The sequence below is a fragment of the Flagellimonas taeanensis genome (genome assembly GCF_003584105.1).
Lineage (GTDB): Bacteria > Bacteroidota > Bacteroidia > Flavobacteriales > Flavobacteriaceae > Flagellimonas > Flagellimonas taeanensis.
The window spans coordinates 38,356-55,670 of record NZ_QXFO01000006.1; the positions used below are offsets into that span (position 1 = coordinate 38,356).

Below are 17,315 nucleotides of genomic sequence, written 5' to 3' on the forward strand. Positions count from 1 at the left end.
TAAAGTTTAAGTTATGAATTTAAAAAAACCATCCCTAGCACTCCTTTCAGTTGCAATTTTTAGTTTGATAGCGGGCAAAAGTTTCTCTCAAACCGAAAATTTCACCAACTTGGAATATAGTGTAATAGCTTCTGGAACTGATTCCCCATTAGAGGACCTGCATATAGTTTGCTATAATAAGTTTTTCAATAAAGATTACTTATCTGATGAGTTTCGGAACAAATACAATTTGAACCGAAAAGAATTGTTTCAAAAAAAAATGCTTATTCAGATTTTCAGATTGGACACTGAGGATAAGGGTTTGGATAAAATTGAATTAATAGGCATTGTACAAGATAATGATAACATAGTGGTTGAATATAACGTAGTCAATTCTGATACGTCCAATGATAATGAGCCATTAGCTCCATTTTTAATACTTCAAGTTCCAAAGTCTAAAAAGAATATCAAGTTTGTTGCAAATGGTATTCAATTAGGAAGCTCAAGTGACATATTTGTTGATAACTAATAGATTTTTATTTCAATGAAAAACCTCCTCTTCCTTTTTGCCTTCACCTTCTACCTTTTTTCCGTTTCAGCCCAAAAAGCGCCCTATGTCATCTACAACGCCAAGGGCAAAAAGGTGTCCTATGAAAAAATGTTGAAGCGTTTGGAGGAAAAGGATATGGTCCTCTTCGGGGAACTGCACAACAACCCCATTGCACATTGGTTGCAGTACGAACTCACTTCCGACCTGTATACCAAAAGAGCGCTCATTCTCGGTGCTGAAATGGTAGAGGCCGACAATCAGGATGAATTGGACGACTATTTGGCGGGCACCATCGATTACAAGGCTTTGGATTCCACTGCCCGACTTTGGAACAACCATAAGACCGATTATGCCCCTTTGGTGGACTTTGCCAAGGACAAAAAATTGGTCTTTGTGGCTTCCAATGTACCCCGTCGCTATGCAAGCGTGGTGTACAAAGGCGGATTTGAAGCCTTGGACACCCTTTCCGTGGAAGAAAAATCATGGATTGCTCCCCTCCCCATTGCCTTTGATCCCGAATTGCCGGGATACCAGAATATCCTCAAAATGATGGGCGACCACGGCAGTCCAACATTGGTGATGGCACAGGCTATTAAAGATGCTACCATGGCGCATTTCATTCTAAAAAATTATAAGACCGGAAGTCTGTTCCTCCATTACAACGGGTCCTACCATTCCAACAACTATGAAGGTATTCTGTGGTACCTGAAAAAGGACCGCCCCGATTTACAGTACGGTACCATCTCTACCGTGATGCAGGACAATGTGCACAAACTGGAAGACGAAAACAAGGGCATTGCGGACTTTATCATTTGTGTGGACAGCAACATGACCACCACCTATTGAGCTAAACATATTTCTATTCTTTTCTTCTGAAGATTGAGATGAAATCCCAGGCCTTTCGACTCCGCTCAAGGCCCTTAAATACCTTCAGCATTGCTCTCATTGCGGAGAATTATTCCGTATTTTTAGAAATCAAAACTTTCTAAACCAATCCTCATGAAAAAATTACTCGGCACCCTGCTTCTCTTGGTGGCCATAAACCCTTTAGGGTTTAGCCAAGTGCAATCCAACTTGGAACTGTTGGACATCTTCAATATGGAGTTCGTTTCCGATCCACAGATTTCGCCCGATGGCTCCAAAATCATCTACGTGCGGAATTTTAAGGATGTGATGACGGACCGAAATCTATCCAACCTCTGGATCGTAAATTTTGATGGGTCCAACAACCGTCCGTTAACAACGGGAAACCATAACGATTTCTCACCCAAATGGTCGCACGATGGCAAAAAGATCGTTTTCAAATCCAATATGGCGGATGAAAAAATGAAATTGTACCTCATGTGGTTGGATACCAAGGAAACTATGGCCCTGACCAACACGCCACAATCCCCAGGGCAAGTGTCGTGGTCATATGATGACAAGTACGTCGCCTTTAATATGTTTGTGCCCGCCGAGGAAAAATCCATCATCAAACTACCCGCCAAGCCGGAAGGCGCCAAATGGAACGCGCCTCCCAAATACATCGACAAGATCAACTACCGTGGTGATGGCCAAGGGTATCTGAAAGGCGGAAATATGCAGTTGTTCACATTGCCTATCAGTGGTGGAACCCCAAAGCAGCTTACATTCACCGAATTCGACCACGGAGGACCCACTTGGGCCAAAGACAATGCCCATCTGTACTTCAGTGCCAATTTTCATAAGGAAGAGGAGTTTGAACCTGCCGATAGTGAAATTTACCAAATCAGTGTAAACGATGGGGAGATCAAGGAATTGACCAGTCGCTACGGGCCTGATGCAAATCCCGTGCTATCCCCCGACGGTACCAAAATCGCTTATCTGGGCTATGATGACCGTTACCAAGGGTATCAGTTGACCCAATTGTACGTGATGAATGCCGATGGTTCCAATTCCCAATTGATTTCCAAGGATTTTGACCGCGATGTGGAGGACATGGTCTGGAACAGTAAGGGCACCGGCCTGTATTTCATCTATACGGACAAAGGAATGGGCAAACTGGCCTCTATCAACCTTTCCGGAAAAGTGGACGACCTTACCGACGGTTTGGGAGGACTCTCTTTGGGACGACCCTACAATGCAGCGAGTTTTTCGGCATCGGACAATAACAAGTTTGCCTATACGGTTGGCGACACCAGTCACCCTTCCGATTTGGGAGTATCCGACACCAAAGGCAGCAAGCGTCTTACCGCCTTGAACGACGACCTTTTTTCCTTTAGGAAATTGGGTAAGGTAGAGGAAATTTGGTGGGAGTCCTCCTATGATCAACGTAAAATTCAAGGTTGGGTGGTCACGCCCCCAGATTTTGATCCTTTCAAAAAATACCCAATGATCCTGGAAATCCACGGAGGCCCGTTCACCAGTTATGGTTCGGTATATTCTGCCGAGATACAGGCCTATGCCGCGGCCGGTTATGTGGTGCTCTACTCCAACCCACGCGGAAGCACCAGTTATGGGGAGGAATTCGGGAACCTGATCCACCACGATTATCCCAACCACGATTACGAAGACCTCATGTCAGGTGTGGATGCCGTACTTGCCAAGGGATTTGTGGACAAGGACAACCTTTTTGTGACCGGTGGCAGTGGTGGCGGTGTGCTTACCGCTTGGATCGTGGGTAAAACGGACCGTTTTAAGGCCGCAGTGGTGGCCAAGCCCGTAATCAACTGGTACAGCTTTGTACTCTATGCGGACGGTATCCAATTTTTTTCCAAATACTGGTTCGGCAAAAAGCCTTGGGAAGACCCTGAAAACTATTTACGCCGCTCTCCCCTAACCTACGTAGGCAATGTGACCACACCCACTATGTTATTAACCGGAGAAGAAGATTACCGCACCCCTATTGCAGAATCAGAGCAGTTCTATGCCGCGTTAAAACTCCAGAATGTGGAAACCGCCATGGTGCGTATCCCCAATTCTGGGCATGGTATTGCCAACAAACCCAGTAACCTGATTGCCAAGATTGCCAGTGTATTGGCTTGGTTTGAGAAATATAAGGACAAGGAATAATATGATAAAGCTTAATCAGGGCTTAATTGACGTAACTTATAAAATGTAAGAATACTAATCTATAAAGTAAACCCAAGGTTAAGCTATTTGTTAAACCCTAAAATCAAAAAGCCCATTTACAAATGTAAATGGGCTTTCACTTGGGTAAATCAACAGCCAACACAGTAGGCCTATTGGTTTTGGGGCTTTAATTCCAGCCGCCACCCAAAGACCGGTACATCTTTACTTGGGCCAGCATCTGGTCTTTTTTGGTCTCTACAAGCTCCATCTTCGATTCCAAGGCCTCCCGTTGTGCCAAAAGCACCTCGATATATTCCACCCTAGCGGACTGGAACAAACGCGTGGAGAGATCAATGGATTGGGTCAGGGCCTGTACTTGACCATCTTTCAGTTCATAACTCTTTTTCAGATTTTCAATGTTGGACAATTGATTGGCCACTTCGATATAAGCGTTCAAAATGGCCTTTTCATATTCGTATACGGCTTGCAACTGCCGGTCCGTAGCATTCAGATACTGCGCCTTGATCGCATTTCTGTTGATCAAAGGAGCTACCATATCACCCATTACGGAGTATAAAACCGATTCCGGGGTAGTGGTCAAGTACTTGGTATCAAATGCTTCCAACCCCACACCCGCTTTGATGGTAAACTGCGGATAAAAACTGGCCTTTGCCGCTTTGGTATCCAGTTTGGCGGCTGCCAATTCCAATTCCGCTTGGCGCACATCGGGACGGTTCTGTAACAATTGCGAAGGAATCCCCGCATACAGATGATCAATCGGGGTGTCGATAAAGTTGTCCGAAGTCCTATTGATATGCTGTGGCGACCTACCGATCAAGAAATTGAGCTTGTTTTCGGTCTCCACGATCTCCTGTTGGATCTCGTACTTATGACTTTGGTTCTTCAACACCTCGGCCTGAAAACGCTGTACCGCCAATTCGGTAGCGCGTGCAGCTTGTTTCTGGAGTTTTACCATGTTGAGGGCGTTCTGCTGGATTTCCAAGTTTTGATCGATGATGGCCAACTGGTTGTCCAGCGCCATCAATTCATAATAGGAATCTGCAATCTCCGCTACCAAATTGGTGACCATGAAATTCTTCCCTTCCACACTGGAAAGGTACTCGTACACGGCCGCTTTTTTCTCGTTGCGAAGTTTCTTCCACACATCGAGTTCCCATGTGGCAAAGGCACCCAGACCATAATTGGTCAGGGGTTCTGGGAATTCTTCCCCTTCCTTCACTTCAAGGTTCTTCTCCACAGCGCCATTACGGGTATACTCCCCTACTTTTTCCACTTCTGCACCGGCCTGAAAGTTTACAAAGGGCAAATATTCCCCAGTCTTGGCACGGATCACGTTCTTGGACATATCTACTTGTTGCAGCATGATGTTCAACTCCTGGTTCTTCACCAAAGCCGTATCGATCAATGCGATCAGATTAGGGTCTTTGAAGAACTCCTTCCACTGCACCAATCCCGTGTTTACAGTATCCGTGGGCTGGTTTTGGTACTGCTCGGGAACAGCGGTGTTCTCGTCCCTGATTTCGCGGGTGGGCACACAAGCGTAAAAGGCCACAAGCGAAATTATTGTGATTAAAAATGATCTACTGTTCTTCATCTTTGTCATTTTTCTTTTTGTTTCCGTTTCGTGTGGTCATTTTTTTCAACAGTTTGTTCACCTCGCGCAAGCGTGCACGTAGCCTACTTTCGTTTTCATTCTCCTTGAAGAGTTCTTCGGAAATGGGTTCATCATGTTCATCCCTGATGAGGCTCTTGCCTTCGGACATCTTGGCAAAAATGAAATACAATCCAGGAATCAACAATACCCCGAAAATAGTCCCGATGAGCATTCCCCCTAGGGCAGAACCGCCAATAGTACGGTTACCAATGGCACCAGCACCAGAAGCCACTACCAAAGGAATCAAACCTGCAATAAAGGCAAAGGAAGTCATCAAAATAGGGCGGAACCGCTGCTTGGAACCTTCAATGGCCGCTTCAAGGATAGTAGCGCCCTGTCGGTGTTTCTGAACGGCAAACTCCACGATCAATACCGCGTTTTTACCCAGAAGTCCCACTAGCATGATGACCCCGATCTGTGCATACACGTCGTTGGCCAATCCCATCACCTTCAACAGGAAGAAGGAACCAAATACCCCAACAGGTAACGAAAGGATCACGGCCATGGGCAGCAAGAAGCTCTCGTATTGCGCTGCCAGTACCAAATACACGAAAATCAATACCACGATGAAAATGTAAAGCGACTCATTACCGCGTTGTGCCTCATCGAACGACAATCCTTCCCAAGCAATATCGTAGCCACGGGGCAGGGTCTGTGCCGCTACTTCCTTAATGGCATCGATGGCATCGCCCGTAGTGTATCCCTTGGCGGGCAGACCGTTGATGGCCGCAGAGTTGTAGAGGTTATAACGGGTAATCTCGTTGGGTCCCAACCGTTTTTCCATGGTCATGAAAGCGGAATACGGCACCATTTCGCCTTCTTCGTTCTTAACAAAGAGTTTTTCCAAATCCGATGGCAATGCACGATATTCTGGGGCCGCCTGGGTATACACCTTGAAGAATCGACCGAAACGGATGAACCCTTGCTCGTACGTACTACCAATCAAAATGTTCAGGTTTTCCATGGCTTTTCCTATGGAAACACCTTTCTGCATCGCTGCCTTATTATTGATTTTAAGTTCATACTGTGGGTAATTGGCCGCATAGAAGGTAAACAGACCTGTCAACTCCTTACGTTGTCTTAAGGCTTCCATAAAGTCATTGTTCACCTTTTCGAACTCGTGGTAATCGGTACCGTTGGTCTTGTCCAACAAACGCATGGCAAAACCACCGGAAGAACCGAACCCAGGAACGGCGGGGGGTTCAAAGTATTCTATGACTGCTCCCAAGTCTTTGGTCTCTTCCTCCAATTCTTCCATGATCTCGTGAACGGTGTGCTCCCTTTCGGACCATGGTTTTAGATTGATCAAACAGGTACCGGCATTGGAACCCCTACCCTCGGTCATAATCTCATAACCGGCCAACGATGAAACGGATTCCACACCTTCAGTTTCTTCGCAGATTTCCTGGAGTTTTCGTGCCACGGCATTGGTACGTTCCAAGGTAGCACCGGGAGGGGTCTGGATGATGGCGTAGATCATTCCTTGGTCCTCGTTGGGAATAAATCCGGCAGGTAACACTTGGTTCGTAAAGAAGATTCCCGCGCAGAACGCCAATAGAATTCCAAAAGTGACCACCCTTCGGTTTACGATCTTGTTCAAGACGCCCACATATCTTCCCGTGAGTTTTTCAAACTTGCCATTGAACCAATCGATAAAGCGGTTCACCGGGGATTTCCTGCGTTCCTTGCCATGGGTATTCTTCAACATCATGGCACAGAGTACCGGGGTCAATGTCAATGCGACAATCGCCGATATCACAATAGATCCTGCCATGGTAATGGAAAACTGTCGGTAGAAGACCCCAACAGGTCCCGTCATAAACGAAATCGGTATAAAAACCGAAGTCATTACTAAAGTAATGGCGATAATGGCACCACCAATCTCGCCCAAAACTTCATAGGACGCCTTATATGGCGTGAGGTTTTCCTCGTGCATCTTCACGTGAACCGCTTCCACCACCACAATGGCGTTGTCCACCACAATACCGATGGCCAATACCAAGGCAAAAAGCGTGATCAGGTTGATGGACAGTCCGAACAATTGCATCACAAAGAACGCACCGATCAATGATACGGGTACCGCAATGATTGGAATCAAAGTGGATCTCCAATCCCCCAAAAAGAGGAACACCACTATGGCCACCAAAATAAATGCATCGCGCAGTGTATGGAGCACTTGGTCTATGGAGGCATCCAAGAAGTTGGATACGTCATAACTGATCTGATAGTCCATGCCGGGAGGAAGATCGGCTTCCAATTCTTTCAATTTTGCTTTTACCTCCTTGATCACCTCACTACCATTGCTGCCAAACGTTTGTTTTAACACAATGGAAGCAGAAGGTCTTCCATCCAAATTGGAGTAAATATCGAAAAACTCACTACCCAACTCCACATCGGCCAAATCGCCCAACTTTAGGATTTCCCCTTCTTCATTGGCTTTTATAATAATATCCTTGTACTGCTCGGGTTCACTATATCGATCTTGATAGACCAACACATACTCCAAGGATTGGGCATTTTTACCCGAACTCTGTCCCAATCTACCGGGACGGGCAATGATACTCTGTTCCTCCATCGCCTCCAAGATTTCTTCTGCAGACACACTATAGGCCCGCATACGATCCGGTTTCAACCAAATTCGCATAGCAAACTTTCTACTTCCCAAAATTTGGGCAGTGGCTATACCATTGATTCTTTGAATTTCGGGAATCATTTTGGTGTAGGCATAGTTGTACAGGAACAGCTCATCTGCATTGTCCTCCCTGCTATAGAGGTTTACGTACATCAGCATACTGGGAATTACCGGGGTAATGATCACCCCTTCCCGCTGCACCAGATCGGGCAACAAGGGCATCACCTGGTCTACCCGCGTTTTGACCCGTACCACCGCTTCGTTGGGGTCCGTGCCCGGTTCAAAAATGATACGAACGGTTCCTTCCCCGGCACTGGTGGCATCCGAAGCGATATAACGCATGCCCTGCACCCCGTTGATCGCCGTTTCCAAAGGAATCAAGGTCGATTTCACCAATACGTCGGCACTGGCACCGGGGTAGGCAATGAAAATGTTTACGGTTGTTGGGGCAATCTGCGGAAACTGTGAGATGGGCAACTGTTTGATGGCAAGCAGCCCCGTGAACACAATGATCACCGAGATCACAATGGCCAATACTGGCCTATGGATAAATTTTTTGAACATCTTATCTAAAGATTTTAGGTTGTTACTCTGCGTACAGGTCCAGGCTCTTCAAGATCTTGTCCGGTTTCTCGAACACATAGTGGATCTTCTCGCCATTCTTGACCATACGGATGCCCTCCAACAGGACCTTGTCATCCTTGGACAATCCCTTTTCCACCACAAAGAGGTGCTGTAATTCGGCTCCAATCTTTACCTCGCGCTGGCTCACCTTATCATCTTTGTCAATAACGAACACATATTTTTTGTCCAACACCTCAAAAGTGGCCTTTTGGGGGATGAGCAAGGCATTTTTCAAGGGTACGGTCATCAAGATACTTCCGGTTTCCCCATGGCGAAGAATCCTATCCGGATTATCGAATGTGGCCCGGAAGGCAATGTTCCCCGTCTCGTTGTTGAATTCTCCCTCAATGGTTTCCACAATGCCGGGCTGATTGAACTTTTTGTTGTTTGCCATCAAAAGTTCCACCTCTTGCTTTTTGTCCTTTTTGGCACTGGTGATGTAATCCAGGTATTCGGCCTCGGGCACATTGAAATAGACCCACATTTTGCTGTTGTCTGACAAGGTGGTCAATAGCTCCCCTTCATCCAAAAGGCTTCCCTCCCTAGCTTCAAGGTGATCCATGATTCCATCAAATGGGGCACGGATGTCCGTAAAGCCCAAATGGGTCTCCGCAAGGGAAACTTCGGCCTTGGCCCTATCAAATTCGGCCTTGGCCATGGCCAGTTCGTTGGATGAGACCACATTGCCGTCCGCCAGTAATTGGGTGTTCTTGTATTCGATTTCGGCGACTTCCGCCTCTGCCTTGGCCTTTTGTAAGTCGGCCTGATAGACATTGGGCATGATGTGGAACATGTGCTGCCCCTTTTTTACATATTGGCCCTCATCCACATAAATGTGCTGCAGATATCCCTTTTCCAAAGCCCTTAACTCAATGTGCCTAATGGAATGGATCTGACAGACATAATCTTTGGTAATGGAGGTGTCCTTTAGAATAGGACTGGAAACGAGGTATTTGGTCTCGTCCTTTTTTTCGTGTTTTTTGGATTCGCAACTTGTATAACAAAGCAACACAAGCATGCCAAGGAAGATGGTAACTTTCCTCATGGTTTTTACTGGTTTAGAAATTGATTTGTGTGATGTACTTTGGGAAATCCCTATCGTCGTGATGGGGTTGCCCGGTCAATGAAAATGGCCCAAGAGGGCTTGGATATGGAAAGCAGTGGAAATGGCGCTTTCCTTATTTGGAATGCTAAATTCTAAAAACTTGGAACCTGATGTGCCGTTTAAGGTCAACAATGCTGGAATCCAAGGTCAAATGACCGGGATTTGTTCCAAGTTCACTGGTATACTGTTCCCCAATAGGAACATAAAAAAAGGCAGTCAAATAACTGCCATGTCCTAAATCTGGATTGTATGAAGAGGTTTCTTCGTCCTTCTCCTCTTTTTCACCTACCTCGGTCTCGGCGTAGTGCTTTTTCTCCAATTCCAGATGCTGAAATCCAATGGAAGATACTGGACATTGGTCTTGTTCGTATTGGATGAAACAGGCACTCTCTGGATCGGAATCGTACTGCGAGTCCGCATACAGATTGATAAAGCCTCCCAACAAAAGGACACAAAGGGGAAGAAAATATGAGTTGAACGCCTTTTTCATTTGGGCAACAAAACTATGTCACCGAAGTTTCTCCAACAAATAGTCAGTGTTAATTATGGTTAAAATCAGTGAGAAAGAAATCATTTTTGCCATAAAAATTGTATAGGCAAACAATCCCTCCTTTAAGTGTAAAATTATGGGCATTGTTTTAACAAAAGTGATGATACCTACCTTATCACACACATTTTCCATTTTCCTACGTAACTTGACCGTTCCAAATGGACCATTTTCATGAATAAGGCATCACTTGAGTCATTTTTCAGGCATTTGGGTCAATATGTGACCCATTCGGAAGAAGAATTCCACGACATACTATCTTTTTTTGAAGAACGAAATCTGGCCAAAAAGGAAATCTTGATGCATGCCGGTGGGCCCTGTACCCATACCCATGTGGTCCTGAAAGGTTGCCTGCACATGTATTTCGTCAATGAAAAAGGAGTGGAACGCACGGTGCAGTTTGCCTTGGAGAACTGGTGGCTCACCGACCTTTTGGCATTTCAGAACAAGGCCAACACGGACTTTTCCATCCAAGCCGTGGAGAAAAGCGAAGTGCTTTCCATCAGTCTTGACCAACAAGGACAATTACTGAAAAAACACCCACAATTGGAACGCTATTTCCGGCTGATCTATCAGACCGCATATGGGGCTTCCATCATGAAAATGAAATACCTATCCGATTTTTCCAAAGAGGAGATCTATTTTCACTTCACCGAGCACTACCCCAAATTCGCCCAGCGTGTGCCCCAATACCTCATTGCTTCCTTTTTGGGCCTCACCCCGGAATATGTGAGCGAAATCCGCGCCAAAAAGCGTTCTTAAACCTGTTTAAGTTTTAGGGACAGCCCCTGGTCTACCTTCGCATCAATAATCCCAAAAAACAGGAAAAAGATGGAAAGAAGAATTCAAATCGATGCGGTGGAACCTTTGGCTTTCAAGGCCATTTTAGGGCTGGAAAAATACATCCAACAGGGTCAACTGGACAAAATCCACTACGAGCTGATCAAAATAAGGGCCTCACAACTTAATGGATGCGCATTTTGTATCAACATGCACACCAAGGACGCCCTAAAAATGGGTGAAAATCCACAGCGCTTGTTCCTATTGGACGCTTGGTGGGACACAAATCTCTATTCCGAGGAAGAACAAGTCATTTTAAAGATGACGGAAGAAGTCACCTTGGTACATCAAAAGGGGTTGAGCCAAAAAACTTATGATCGAGCCGTAGAACTCTTTGATGAACACTATTTCTCACAGATCATCATGGCCATTGTCGCCATCAATGCTTGGAACCGCATCGCCATCAGCACGCACAAACCCCTACAGGATTGAGTGGGTTTTCCAAGGCAACCCCAAAGGCCCCGATCGGGGCCTTTTGTTTTTCAAAAACAATTAAATCTTATATTCGTCCCAATGTAAATACACCACTAAACCATTTTTATGAGAAAAATTGCGCTTCCATTGCTTCTCTTCGCATGCCTATCGTTTACGTCCTGCATCGATTTCAAGACAAAAAAATCCAGTTCGGAGCCCAAACCTGAGGATTTCACCACCGTTGTGGTAAATGACAGGTACCAAATAGACATCCCCCGATTCATGAAGAGTACCACTGGGCTGAACGATGAGGCCTCGCTTCAATACCAAAACCTGTTCAAAGAAGCCTACACCATCGTCATTGATGAGCCCAAGGACGAGTTTGTGGATCTTTTCAAGGAACTGAACAGCTATGACGAGAATCTTTCGCTGATTGAAAACTATAGGGACATCCAGTTGCAGCTTTTTAATGAACGGATGCGGGTCAACACACAATCTTCGCCCCGGTCATTGAAAATAAACGGTCTTGATGCCCAACAAGTGGACATGGACGCCCATGTGGATGGGGTCGATGAGGAAATCTCCTATTTCCTGACGTTCGTCGAGGGACCGGAAAATGTATATATGATCATGGCCTGGACACTCAAAAGCAAGAAAGAGGAACATGCAAAAACATATGGTGTGATAGCGGAATCTTTTAGGTTGGTCCAATAGGCATCATTCTCCATTTTAATCCCTCTCAATGCCCTATAATTGGTTTGTGCATTTCACCCGATTTATTGCGCATTCCATCCTCTGATCCATTTCGTTCAACAGCGATTTTTTAAGTTTGTTGATTGAAATGATATGCAATACTACCTCAATGAAAAAAACCTTATCCCCAAAGCTAGGTACGTTCCTTTTTATTCTTTTGACATTTATGGCCTGTAGTCCGGAAGATGGTACGGATGGAATGAACGGAACTGATGGCACAGATGGAACCGACGGATCGGATGGCCTTACCAGTTTGATCAGTACCACCGTGGAACAGCCAGGCGCAAACTGCGCCAACGGCGGGTTTAGGCTTGACATTGGGTTGGATAGCAACGCGAATGGGCAATTGGATGCCGGAGAAGTTTCTTCCTCGCAATATCTTTGTAACCTTGACCCTGCAGACGGCTTCACCAGTTTGATCAGTACAGTGATAGAGCAGCCGGGGGCAAACTGCGCCAATGGCGGATACAGGCTTGACGTTGGCTTGGACAGCAATGGCAATGGCGAATTGGATGCGGAAGAGGTGACTTCTTCAGAATACCTTTGCAATGCAGATTCCACTGACTTTACCTATCAATCCTACGCATCGTTGATAAGCCAGACCGGTACGGATGACCCGACCAGCAATGTGTTGGACAATAGCCTGAACCTCACCATTGTTTGGACCAGGGAATCCCAGGGTAGGTATTTGGGAACCTTGGACAGGTCCATTGATATTGGAAAAACGGTCATCTTTTTTAGTACTCCCAGCTCACATACAGGTGTAAGGGGGGAATTGGTAAGCGACAACCAAATTAGGCTGGAACTACAAAACGGTATCAACGTATTTGCCGATAACTTTGAAAATCTATCTTTCGAGCTTAGGGAGTACGAATAGAAACATCCTGCTCAAAAGCCATTCATTTGAATATATTTCAACCCGGAAAATTATGAAAAAGTTTACCCCAGTTAGCTTACTGATCGCACTCATCGCCTGTGCATCTATCTATGGCCAAAACTCATTTCCCGCATCTGGCAGTGTGGGGATCGGAACATTGACCCCCAACCCTAGTTATGCTTTGGACGTCAATGGGACCGTAAATGCTTCGCAAATTTTTGCGACCCAATTGAATGTGACCGATTTGTTGATTGATGGTTCGGCAGTGCAAAGTTCACCTTGGACCATCAACGGAAATGACCTTTCATACACAGCAGGTAGTGTCGAGGTAGGCACATTGGATGCCACTACCCTCCTTTTAAATGGAACCAGTGTGGTTTCCTCTCCATGGACCATTAATGGAAGCGACCTATCATATACTGCAGGAGATATTGAAGTAGGCTCCCTGGATGCCACCGCCCTGCTCCTTAACGGCACCAATGTCGTTTCCTCTCCATGGACCATCAACGGAAATAACCTTTCATATACTGCCGGAACGGTTGGGGTGTCCAATCTGAATGCTTCCGGAAGCGTTGGTATCGGTACAACGAACACACAAGGGTATATGCTTGCCGTTGCAGGAAATGTGGTCGCAGAAGCGGTAAAAGTGGAGCTTCAAGGCAATTGGCCCGATTTTGTGTTTGAAAAGGAATATGACCTGATCGGTTTGTTGGAGACCGAATCATTCATTAAAAAATACGGCCACCTTCCCAATGTGCCCAGCGCAAAAGAAGTCAAACAAAACGGTATAAGCTTAGGGGAAATGGATGCCAAGCTGCTACAAAAAATAGAGGAACTCACCCTCCACACCATCCAACAACAAAAGGAAATTGAAGATTTGAAAGCTGCCAATCAAAAATTGGACGAGCAGAACAAACTGATCCAGAACTTACTGGAACGATTGGAGAAAATAGAAAACGCTTCCAAGAAGCCTTAAAAAAAGCCGCTGAAATTCAGCGGCTTTTTTAGTTGTCCCTCTCGCTTTTATTTGCTCAGATACATCTTTCTTCGCGAGTACAGGTTATAGAATTCATCATCCTTTAAGCTTTCGATGAATAGGATACTCTCCCCGGTACTTTTCATCTCCGGCCCTAGGTTTTTGTTCACGTTCGGGAACTTGTTGAAGGAGAATACCGGTTGTTTGATGGCGTATCCTTCCAACTGTGGATTGAACACGAAGTCCTTCACCTTTTTCTCGCCCAACATCACTTTGGTGGCATAGTTCACATAAGGCTCACCATAGGCCTTCGCTATGAAAGGAACGGTACGTGATGCCCTTGGGTTCGCCTCGATGATGTATACAATATCGTCTTTGATGGCAAACTGGATGTTGATCAACCCGACCGTGTTCAGGGCCAACGCTATCTTCTTCGTATGGTCCTTGATCTGTTGCATCACAAATTCCCCTAGGTTGAACGGTGGCAAAGTGGCATTGGAATCGCCCGAGTGTATCCCACAGGGTTCTATGTGCTCCATGATCCCAATGATATACACATCTTCCCCGTCGCAAATGGCATCGGCCTCTGCTTCTATCGCACCATCCAGATAATGGTCCAAAAGCAGTTTGTTGTTGGGTATCTTTCGCAACAAGTCCACCACATGGGCCTCCAGTTCTTCTTTGTTAATCACGATTTTCATCCCTTGTCCACCCAATACGTAGGATGGCCTTACCAACAGCGGGAAGTTCAGTTCATCGGCCAGTTCCAGAGCCTCGTCGGCAGTCTCGGCCACCCCGAACCTCGGATAAGGTATGTCGTTGTCTTTCAGTAAAGTGGAGAAACTACCCCTGTCCTCTGCCAAATCCAAGGACTGGAAACTGGTTCCTATGATATTGATTCCGTATTTGTCCAGTTTCTCGGCCAATTTCAAGGCAGTCTGTCCGCCCAATTGCACAATCACCCCTTCGGGCTTTTCATGCAAGATGATGTCATAGATATGTTCCCAGAATACAGGCTCAAAATAGAGTTTGTCCGCCGTATCGAAATCCGTGGAAACCGTTTCAGGGTTACAGTTGATCATGATGGTCTCATACCCGCACTCGGCAGCAGCCAATACGCCATGGACGCAGCAGTAATCAAACTCGATACCCTGTCCAATTCGGTTGGGTCCCGAACCGAGCACCACTACTTTCTTCTTATCGGTCACCACACTGTCGTTGGCCACATAACGATGGCCATCGGCTGTTTCGATTTCTTCTTCAAAAGTGGAATAGTAATAAGGGGTCACGGCCTTGAACTCCGCCGCACAGGTATCCACTAGCTTGTACACACGGTTGATTCCCAAATCCATGCGCTTGCTATGGACCTCGCTTTCCCAACAGTCTAGCATATGGGCTATCTGTCGATCGGCAAAACCTTTCTGCTTGGCTTCCAACAATAGGGCCTTGGGCAGGCTTTCTATGGTATATTTTGAAATCTCCATCTCCAAGAAATGGAGCTCTTCGTATTGCTTCAAGAACCACATGTCTATCTTGGTGATCTCGTGAATCCTCTTCAACGGAATACCCAACTGAATGGCATCATAGATCACAAATACCCTGTCCCAGCTGGGTACTCGGAGTTTCTCGATGATGGTGTCATAATCTTTATAGCCTTTTCCATCGGCACCCAATCCATTTCGCTTGATTTCCAAAGATTGTGTGGCCTTGTGCAATGCTTCCTGGAACGAACGGCCAATTCCCATCACCTCCCCTACGGATTTCATCTGGAGTCCCAAAGTCCTGTCCGATCCCTCAAACTTATCAAAGTTCCAACGGGGTATTTTTACGATCACATAATCCAAAGTGGGCTCGAACAAAGCGGAAGTGGATTTGGTGATTTGGTTGTCCAATTCGTCCAAGGTATAGCCAATGGCCAGCTTGGCGGCAATCTTTGCAATAGGGTAACCCGTAGCCTTGGAGGCCAATGCGGATGACCTTGACACCCTTGGGTTGATCTCGATGGCGATAATGTCTTCTTTCTCGTCCGGACTAACGGCAAACTGCACGTTACATCCTCCTGCAAAATCCCCGATACTGCGCATCATGTGGATGGCCATGTCCCGCATCCGTTGGAACGTCCTGTCCGAAAGGGTCATTGCCGGGGCCACGGTGATGGAGTCCCCTGTGTGGATGCCCATCGGGTCCATATTTTCAATGGTACAGATGATGACCACATTGTCATTCTTGTCGCGCAACAACTCCAATTCGTATTCCTTCCACCCCATAAGGGCCTTATCGATCATCACCTCGTGGATGGGCGATACTTCGAGACCATGGCTCAACATATCATCAAAATCCTCTGGATCATAGACAATACCTGCCCCAGCACCTCCTAAGGTAAACGAAGCCCTGATCACCAAGGGAAAACCGAACTCTTGGGCAATTTCCTTTCCTTTCAGAAAAGAGGTCGCAGAGGCCTGGGGAGGCATGCCCACCCCGATCTTGAGCATCAGTTCCCTAAATTTTTCACGGTCTTCGGTGATGTTGATGGCATCGATATCCACCCCGATGATCTCTACGTCAAAATCCTTCCAGATGCCTTTTTGGTCGGCCTCGATGCATAGGTTCAATGCGGTCTGTCCGCCCATGGTGGGCAGAACGGCGTCCACATTGGGGTGTTTTTTTAAAATCTCAACGATTGATTTGGTGGTCAGGGGTTTTAGGTACACATGGTCCGCCATGGTGGGGTCGGTCATGATCGTAGCGGGGTTGCTATTGATCAGAATGGTCTCGATACCATCTTCACGAAGCGACCTAAGTGCTTGGGAACCAGAATAATCAAACTCACATGCCTGACCAATGATGATAGGGCCAGAACCAATAATCAAAATGGATTTTAAATCTTTTCTTTTGGGCATTTTTGTAGGGTTATTGCTTGTTTTTTGCTTTCAGGTCAAAAAAAAGGTGTTACCTAGAAAAGTAACACCTTTAATTTAAATCTGAAATGCTATCATTATTTTTTATGTCTTGGCTCAGAGGAAACAGTTAATCTCTTTCTTCCTTTGGCTCTTCTTCTCGCAAGAACTTTTCTACCATTGGCAGTCGCCATGCGCTCCCTAAAACCATGCTTGTTTCTTCTCTTCCTTTTTGACGGCTGATACGTTCTTTTCATTTCGGAACTTTTTATGGATTTTGTTCGTGGGAAATGTTTTCCCGAAAAATTCTGGGCGCAAATATACGAAGACTTTTTACTTTGACAAGTCCCAAAAGAAAATATTTAAATTTGTTTTTGTTACTTTTGCGACCTCTAAAACATTCGGAAAAATCTCCT

The 17,315-nt window shown here is 45.9% G+C and carries 14 protein-coding genes; 8 read left to right on the forward strand and 6 right to left on the reverse strand.

Annotation, left to right across the window (positions count from 1 at the left end; translation table 11 throughout):
- The first annotated feature begins 13 nt into the window (after positions 1–13).
- The 3 genes from D2V93_RS01140 (at position 14) to D2V93_RS01150 (ending at position 3,559) form a co-directional block, all read left to right on the forward strand.
- A complete protein-coding gene (locus tag D2V93_RS01140; RefSeq protein WP_119618041.1) occupies positions 14–508 on the forward strand; it encodes a hypothetical protein in 495 nt (164 codons plus the stop codon).
- Positions 509–523: 15 nt separating this feature from the next.
- Positions 524–1,375 carry a ChaN family lipoprotein gene (locus D2V93_RS01145; protein WP_119618042.1) on the forward strand — a complete coding sequence of 284 codons (852 nt, stop codon included), beginning with the start codon at positions 524–526 and terminating at the stop codon, positions 1,373–1,375.
- 153 nt (positions 1,376–1,528) lie between these two features.
- Positions 1,529–3,559 carry a S9 family peptidase gene (locus tag D2V93_RS01150; protein WP_119618043.1) on the forward strand — a complete coding sequence of 677 codons (2,031 nt, stop codon included), beginning with the start codon at positions 1,529–1,531 and terminating at the stop codon, positions 3,557–3,559.
- A gap of 187 nt (positions 3,560–3,746) precedes the next feature.
- On the opposite strand, the gene D2V93_RS01155 is transcribed toward D2V93_RS01150, so the two are convergent.
- From D2V93_RS01155 to D2V93_RS01170, 4 genes are all read right to left on the reverse strand, one after another.
- Positions 3,747–5,183, reverse strand: a complete 1,437-nt coding sequence (locus D2V93_RS01155) for a TolC family protein (RefSeq protein ID WP_119618044.1) — start codon at positions 5,181–5,183, stop codon at positions 3,747–3,749.
- A complete protein-coding gene (locus D2V93_RS01160; RefSeq protein ID WP_119618045.1) occupies positions 5,161–8,430 on the reverse strand; it encodes an efflux RND transporter permease subunit in 3,270 nt (1,089 codons plus the stop codon). Before D2V93_RS01160 ends, D2V93_RS01155 begins: the two co-directional genes overlap by 23 nt.
- 22 nt (positions 8,431–8,452) lie before the next feature.
- Positions 8,453–9,535 carry an efflux RND transporter periplasmic adaptor subunit gene (locus D2V93_RS01165; RefSeq protein ID WP_119618046.1) on the reverse strand — a complete coding sequence of 361 codons (1,083 nt, stop codon included), beginning with the start codon at positions 9,533–9,535 and terminating at the stop codon, positions 8,453–8,455.
- Positions 9,536–9,680: 145 nt separating this feature from the next.
- The gene (locus D2V93_RS01170; RefSeq protein ID WP_119618047.1) at positions 9,681–10,085 is read right to left on the reverse strand and encodes a hypothetical protein; all 405 of its coding nucleotides are present in this window, start codon (positions 10,083–10,085) and stop codon (positions 9,681–9,683) included.
- Positions 10,086–10,316: 231 nt separating this feature from the next.
- Here D2V93_RS01170 and D2V93_RS01175 point away from each other — a divergent pair, with 231 nt between their 5' ends.
- The 5 genes from D2V93_RS01175 to D2V93_RS01195 all read left to right on the forward strand — a co-directional run bounded on the left by D2V93_RS01175 (position 10,317) and on the right by D2V93_RS01195 (position 14,002).
- A complete protein-coding gene (locus D2V93_RS01175) occupies positions 10,317–10,904 on the forward strand; it encodes a Crp/Fnr family transcriptional regulator (protein ID WP_119618048.1) in 588 nt (195 codons plus the stop codon).
- Positions 10,905–10,973: 69 nt separating this feature from the next.
- Positions 10,974–11,414 carry a carboxymuconolactone decarboxylase family protein gene (locus tag D2V93_RS01180; RefSeq protein WP_119618049.1) on the forward strand — a complete coding sequence of 147 codons (441 nt, stop codon included), beginning with the start codon at positions 10,974–10,976 and terminating at the stop codon, positions 11,412–11,414.
- 108 nt (positions 11,415–11,522) lie between these two features.
- The gene (locus D2V93_RS01185) at positions 11,523–12,110 is read left to right on the forward strand and encodes a hypothetical protein (RefSeq protein ID WP_119618050.1); all 588 of its coding nucleotides are present in this window, start codon (positions 11,523–11,525) and stop codon (positions 12,108–12,110) included.
- Positions 12,111–12,258: 148 nt separating this feature from the next.
- Positions 12,259–13,026 (forward strand): DUF7151 family protein, encoded by a 768-nt coding sequence (locus tag D2V93_RS01190; protein ID WP_147377332.1) that lies wholly within the window; start codon positions 12,259–12,261, stop codon positions 13,024–13,026.
- A 52-nt stretch (positions 13,027–13,078) separates the two neighbouring features.
- Positions 13,079–14,002 carry a hypothetical protein gene (locus D2V93_RS01195; RefSeq protein ID WP_119618052.1) on the forward strand — a complete coding sequence of 308 codons (924 nt, stop codon included), beginning with the start codon at positions 13,079–13,081 and terminating at the stop codon, positions 14,000–14,002.
- Between the two features lie 47 nt (positions 14,003–14,049).
- On the opposite strand, the gene carB is transcribed toward D2V93_RS01195, so the two are convergent.
- Both carB and rpmH read right to left on the reverse strand, forming a co-directional pair.
- Positions 14,050–16,902, reverse strand: coding sequence for a carbamoyl-phosphate synthase large subunit (gene carB, locus D2V93_RS01200; RefSeq protein WP_119618053.1), 2,853 nt, complete (start codon positions 16,900–16,902; stop codon positions 14,050–14,052).
- 95 nt (positions 16,903–16,997) lie between these two features.
- The gene (gene rpmH, locus D2V93_RS01205) at positions 16,998–17,156 is read right to left on the reverse strand and encodes a 50S ribosomal protein L34 (protein ID WP_072882462.1); all 159 of its coding nucleotides are present in this window, start codon (positions 17,154–17,156) and stop codon (positions 16,998–17,000) included.
- Positions 17,157–17,315 lie beyond the last annotated feature (159 nt).

Coding starts and splice junctions, on each gene's coding strand:
- D2V93_RS01180 (WP_119618049.1), top strand. CDS start 10,974: ATGGAAAGAAGAATTCAAATCGATGCGGTGGAACCTTTGGCTTTCAAG.
- D2V93_RS01190 (WP_147377332.1), top strand. CDS start 12,259: ATGAAAAAAACCTTATCCCCAAAGCTAGGTACGTTCCTTTTTATTCTT.
- D2V93_RS01185 (WP_119618050.1), top strand. CDS start 11,523: ATGAGAAAAATTGCGCTTCCATTGCTTCTCTTCGCATGCCTATCGTTT.
- D2V93_RS01165 (WP_119618046.1), bottom strand. CDS start 9,535: ATGAGGAAAGTTACCATCTTCCTTGGCATGCTTGTGTTGCTTTGTTAT.
- D2V93_RS01140 (WP_119618041.1), top strand. CDS start 14: ATGAATTTAAAAAAACCATCCCTAGCACTCCTTTCAGTTGCAATTTTT.
- D2V93_RS01170 (WP_119618047.1), bottom strand. CDS start 10,085: ATGAAAAAGGCGTTCAACTCATATTTTCTTCCCCTTTGTGTCCTTTTG.
- D2V93_RS01160 (WP_119618045.1), bottom strand. CDS start 8,430: ATGTTCAAAAAATTTATCCATAGGCCAGTATTGGCCATTGTGATCTCG.
- D2V93_RS01145 (WP_119618042.1), top strand. CDS start 524: ATGAAAAACCTCCTCTTCCTTTTTGCCTTCACCTTCTACCTTTTTTCC.
- carB (WP_119618053.1), bottom strand. CDS start 16,902: ATGCCCAAAAGAAAAGATTTAAAATCCATTTTGATTATTGGTTCTGGC.
- D2V93_RS01150 (WP_119618043.1), top strand. CDS start 1,529: ATGAAAAAATTACTCGGCACCCTGCTTCTCTTGGTGGCCATAAACCCT.
- D2V93_RS01155 (WP_119618044.1), bottom strand. CDS start 5,183: ATGACAAAGATGAAGAACAGTAGATCATTTTTAATCACAATAATTTCG.
- rpmH (WP_072882462.1), bottom strand. CDS start 17,156: ATGAAAAGAACGTATCAGCCGTCAAAAAGGAAGAGAAGAAACAAGCAT.
- D2V93_RS01175 (WP_119618048.1), top strand. CDS start 10,317: ATGAATAAGGCATCACTTGAGTCATTTTTCAGGCATTTGGGTCAATAT.
- D2V93_RS01195 (WP_119618052.1), top strand. CDS start 13,079: ATGAAAAAGTTTACCCCAGTTAGCTTACTGATCGCACTCATCGCCTGT.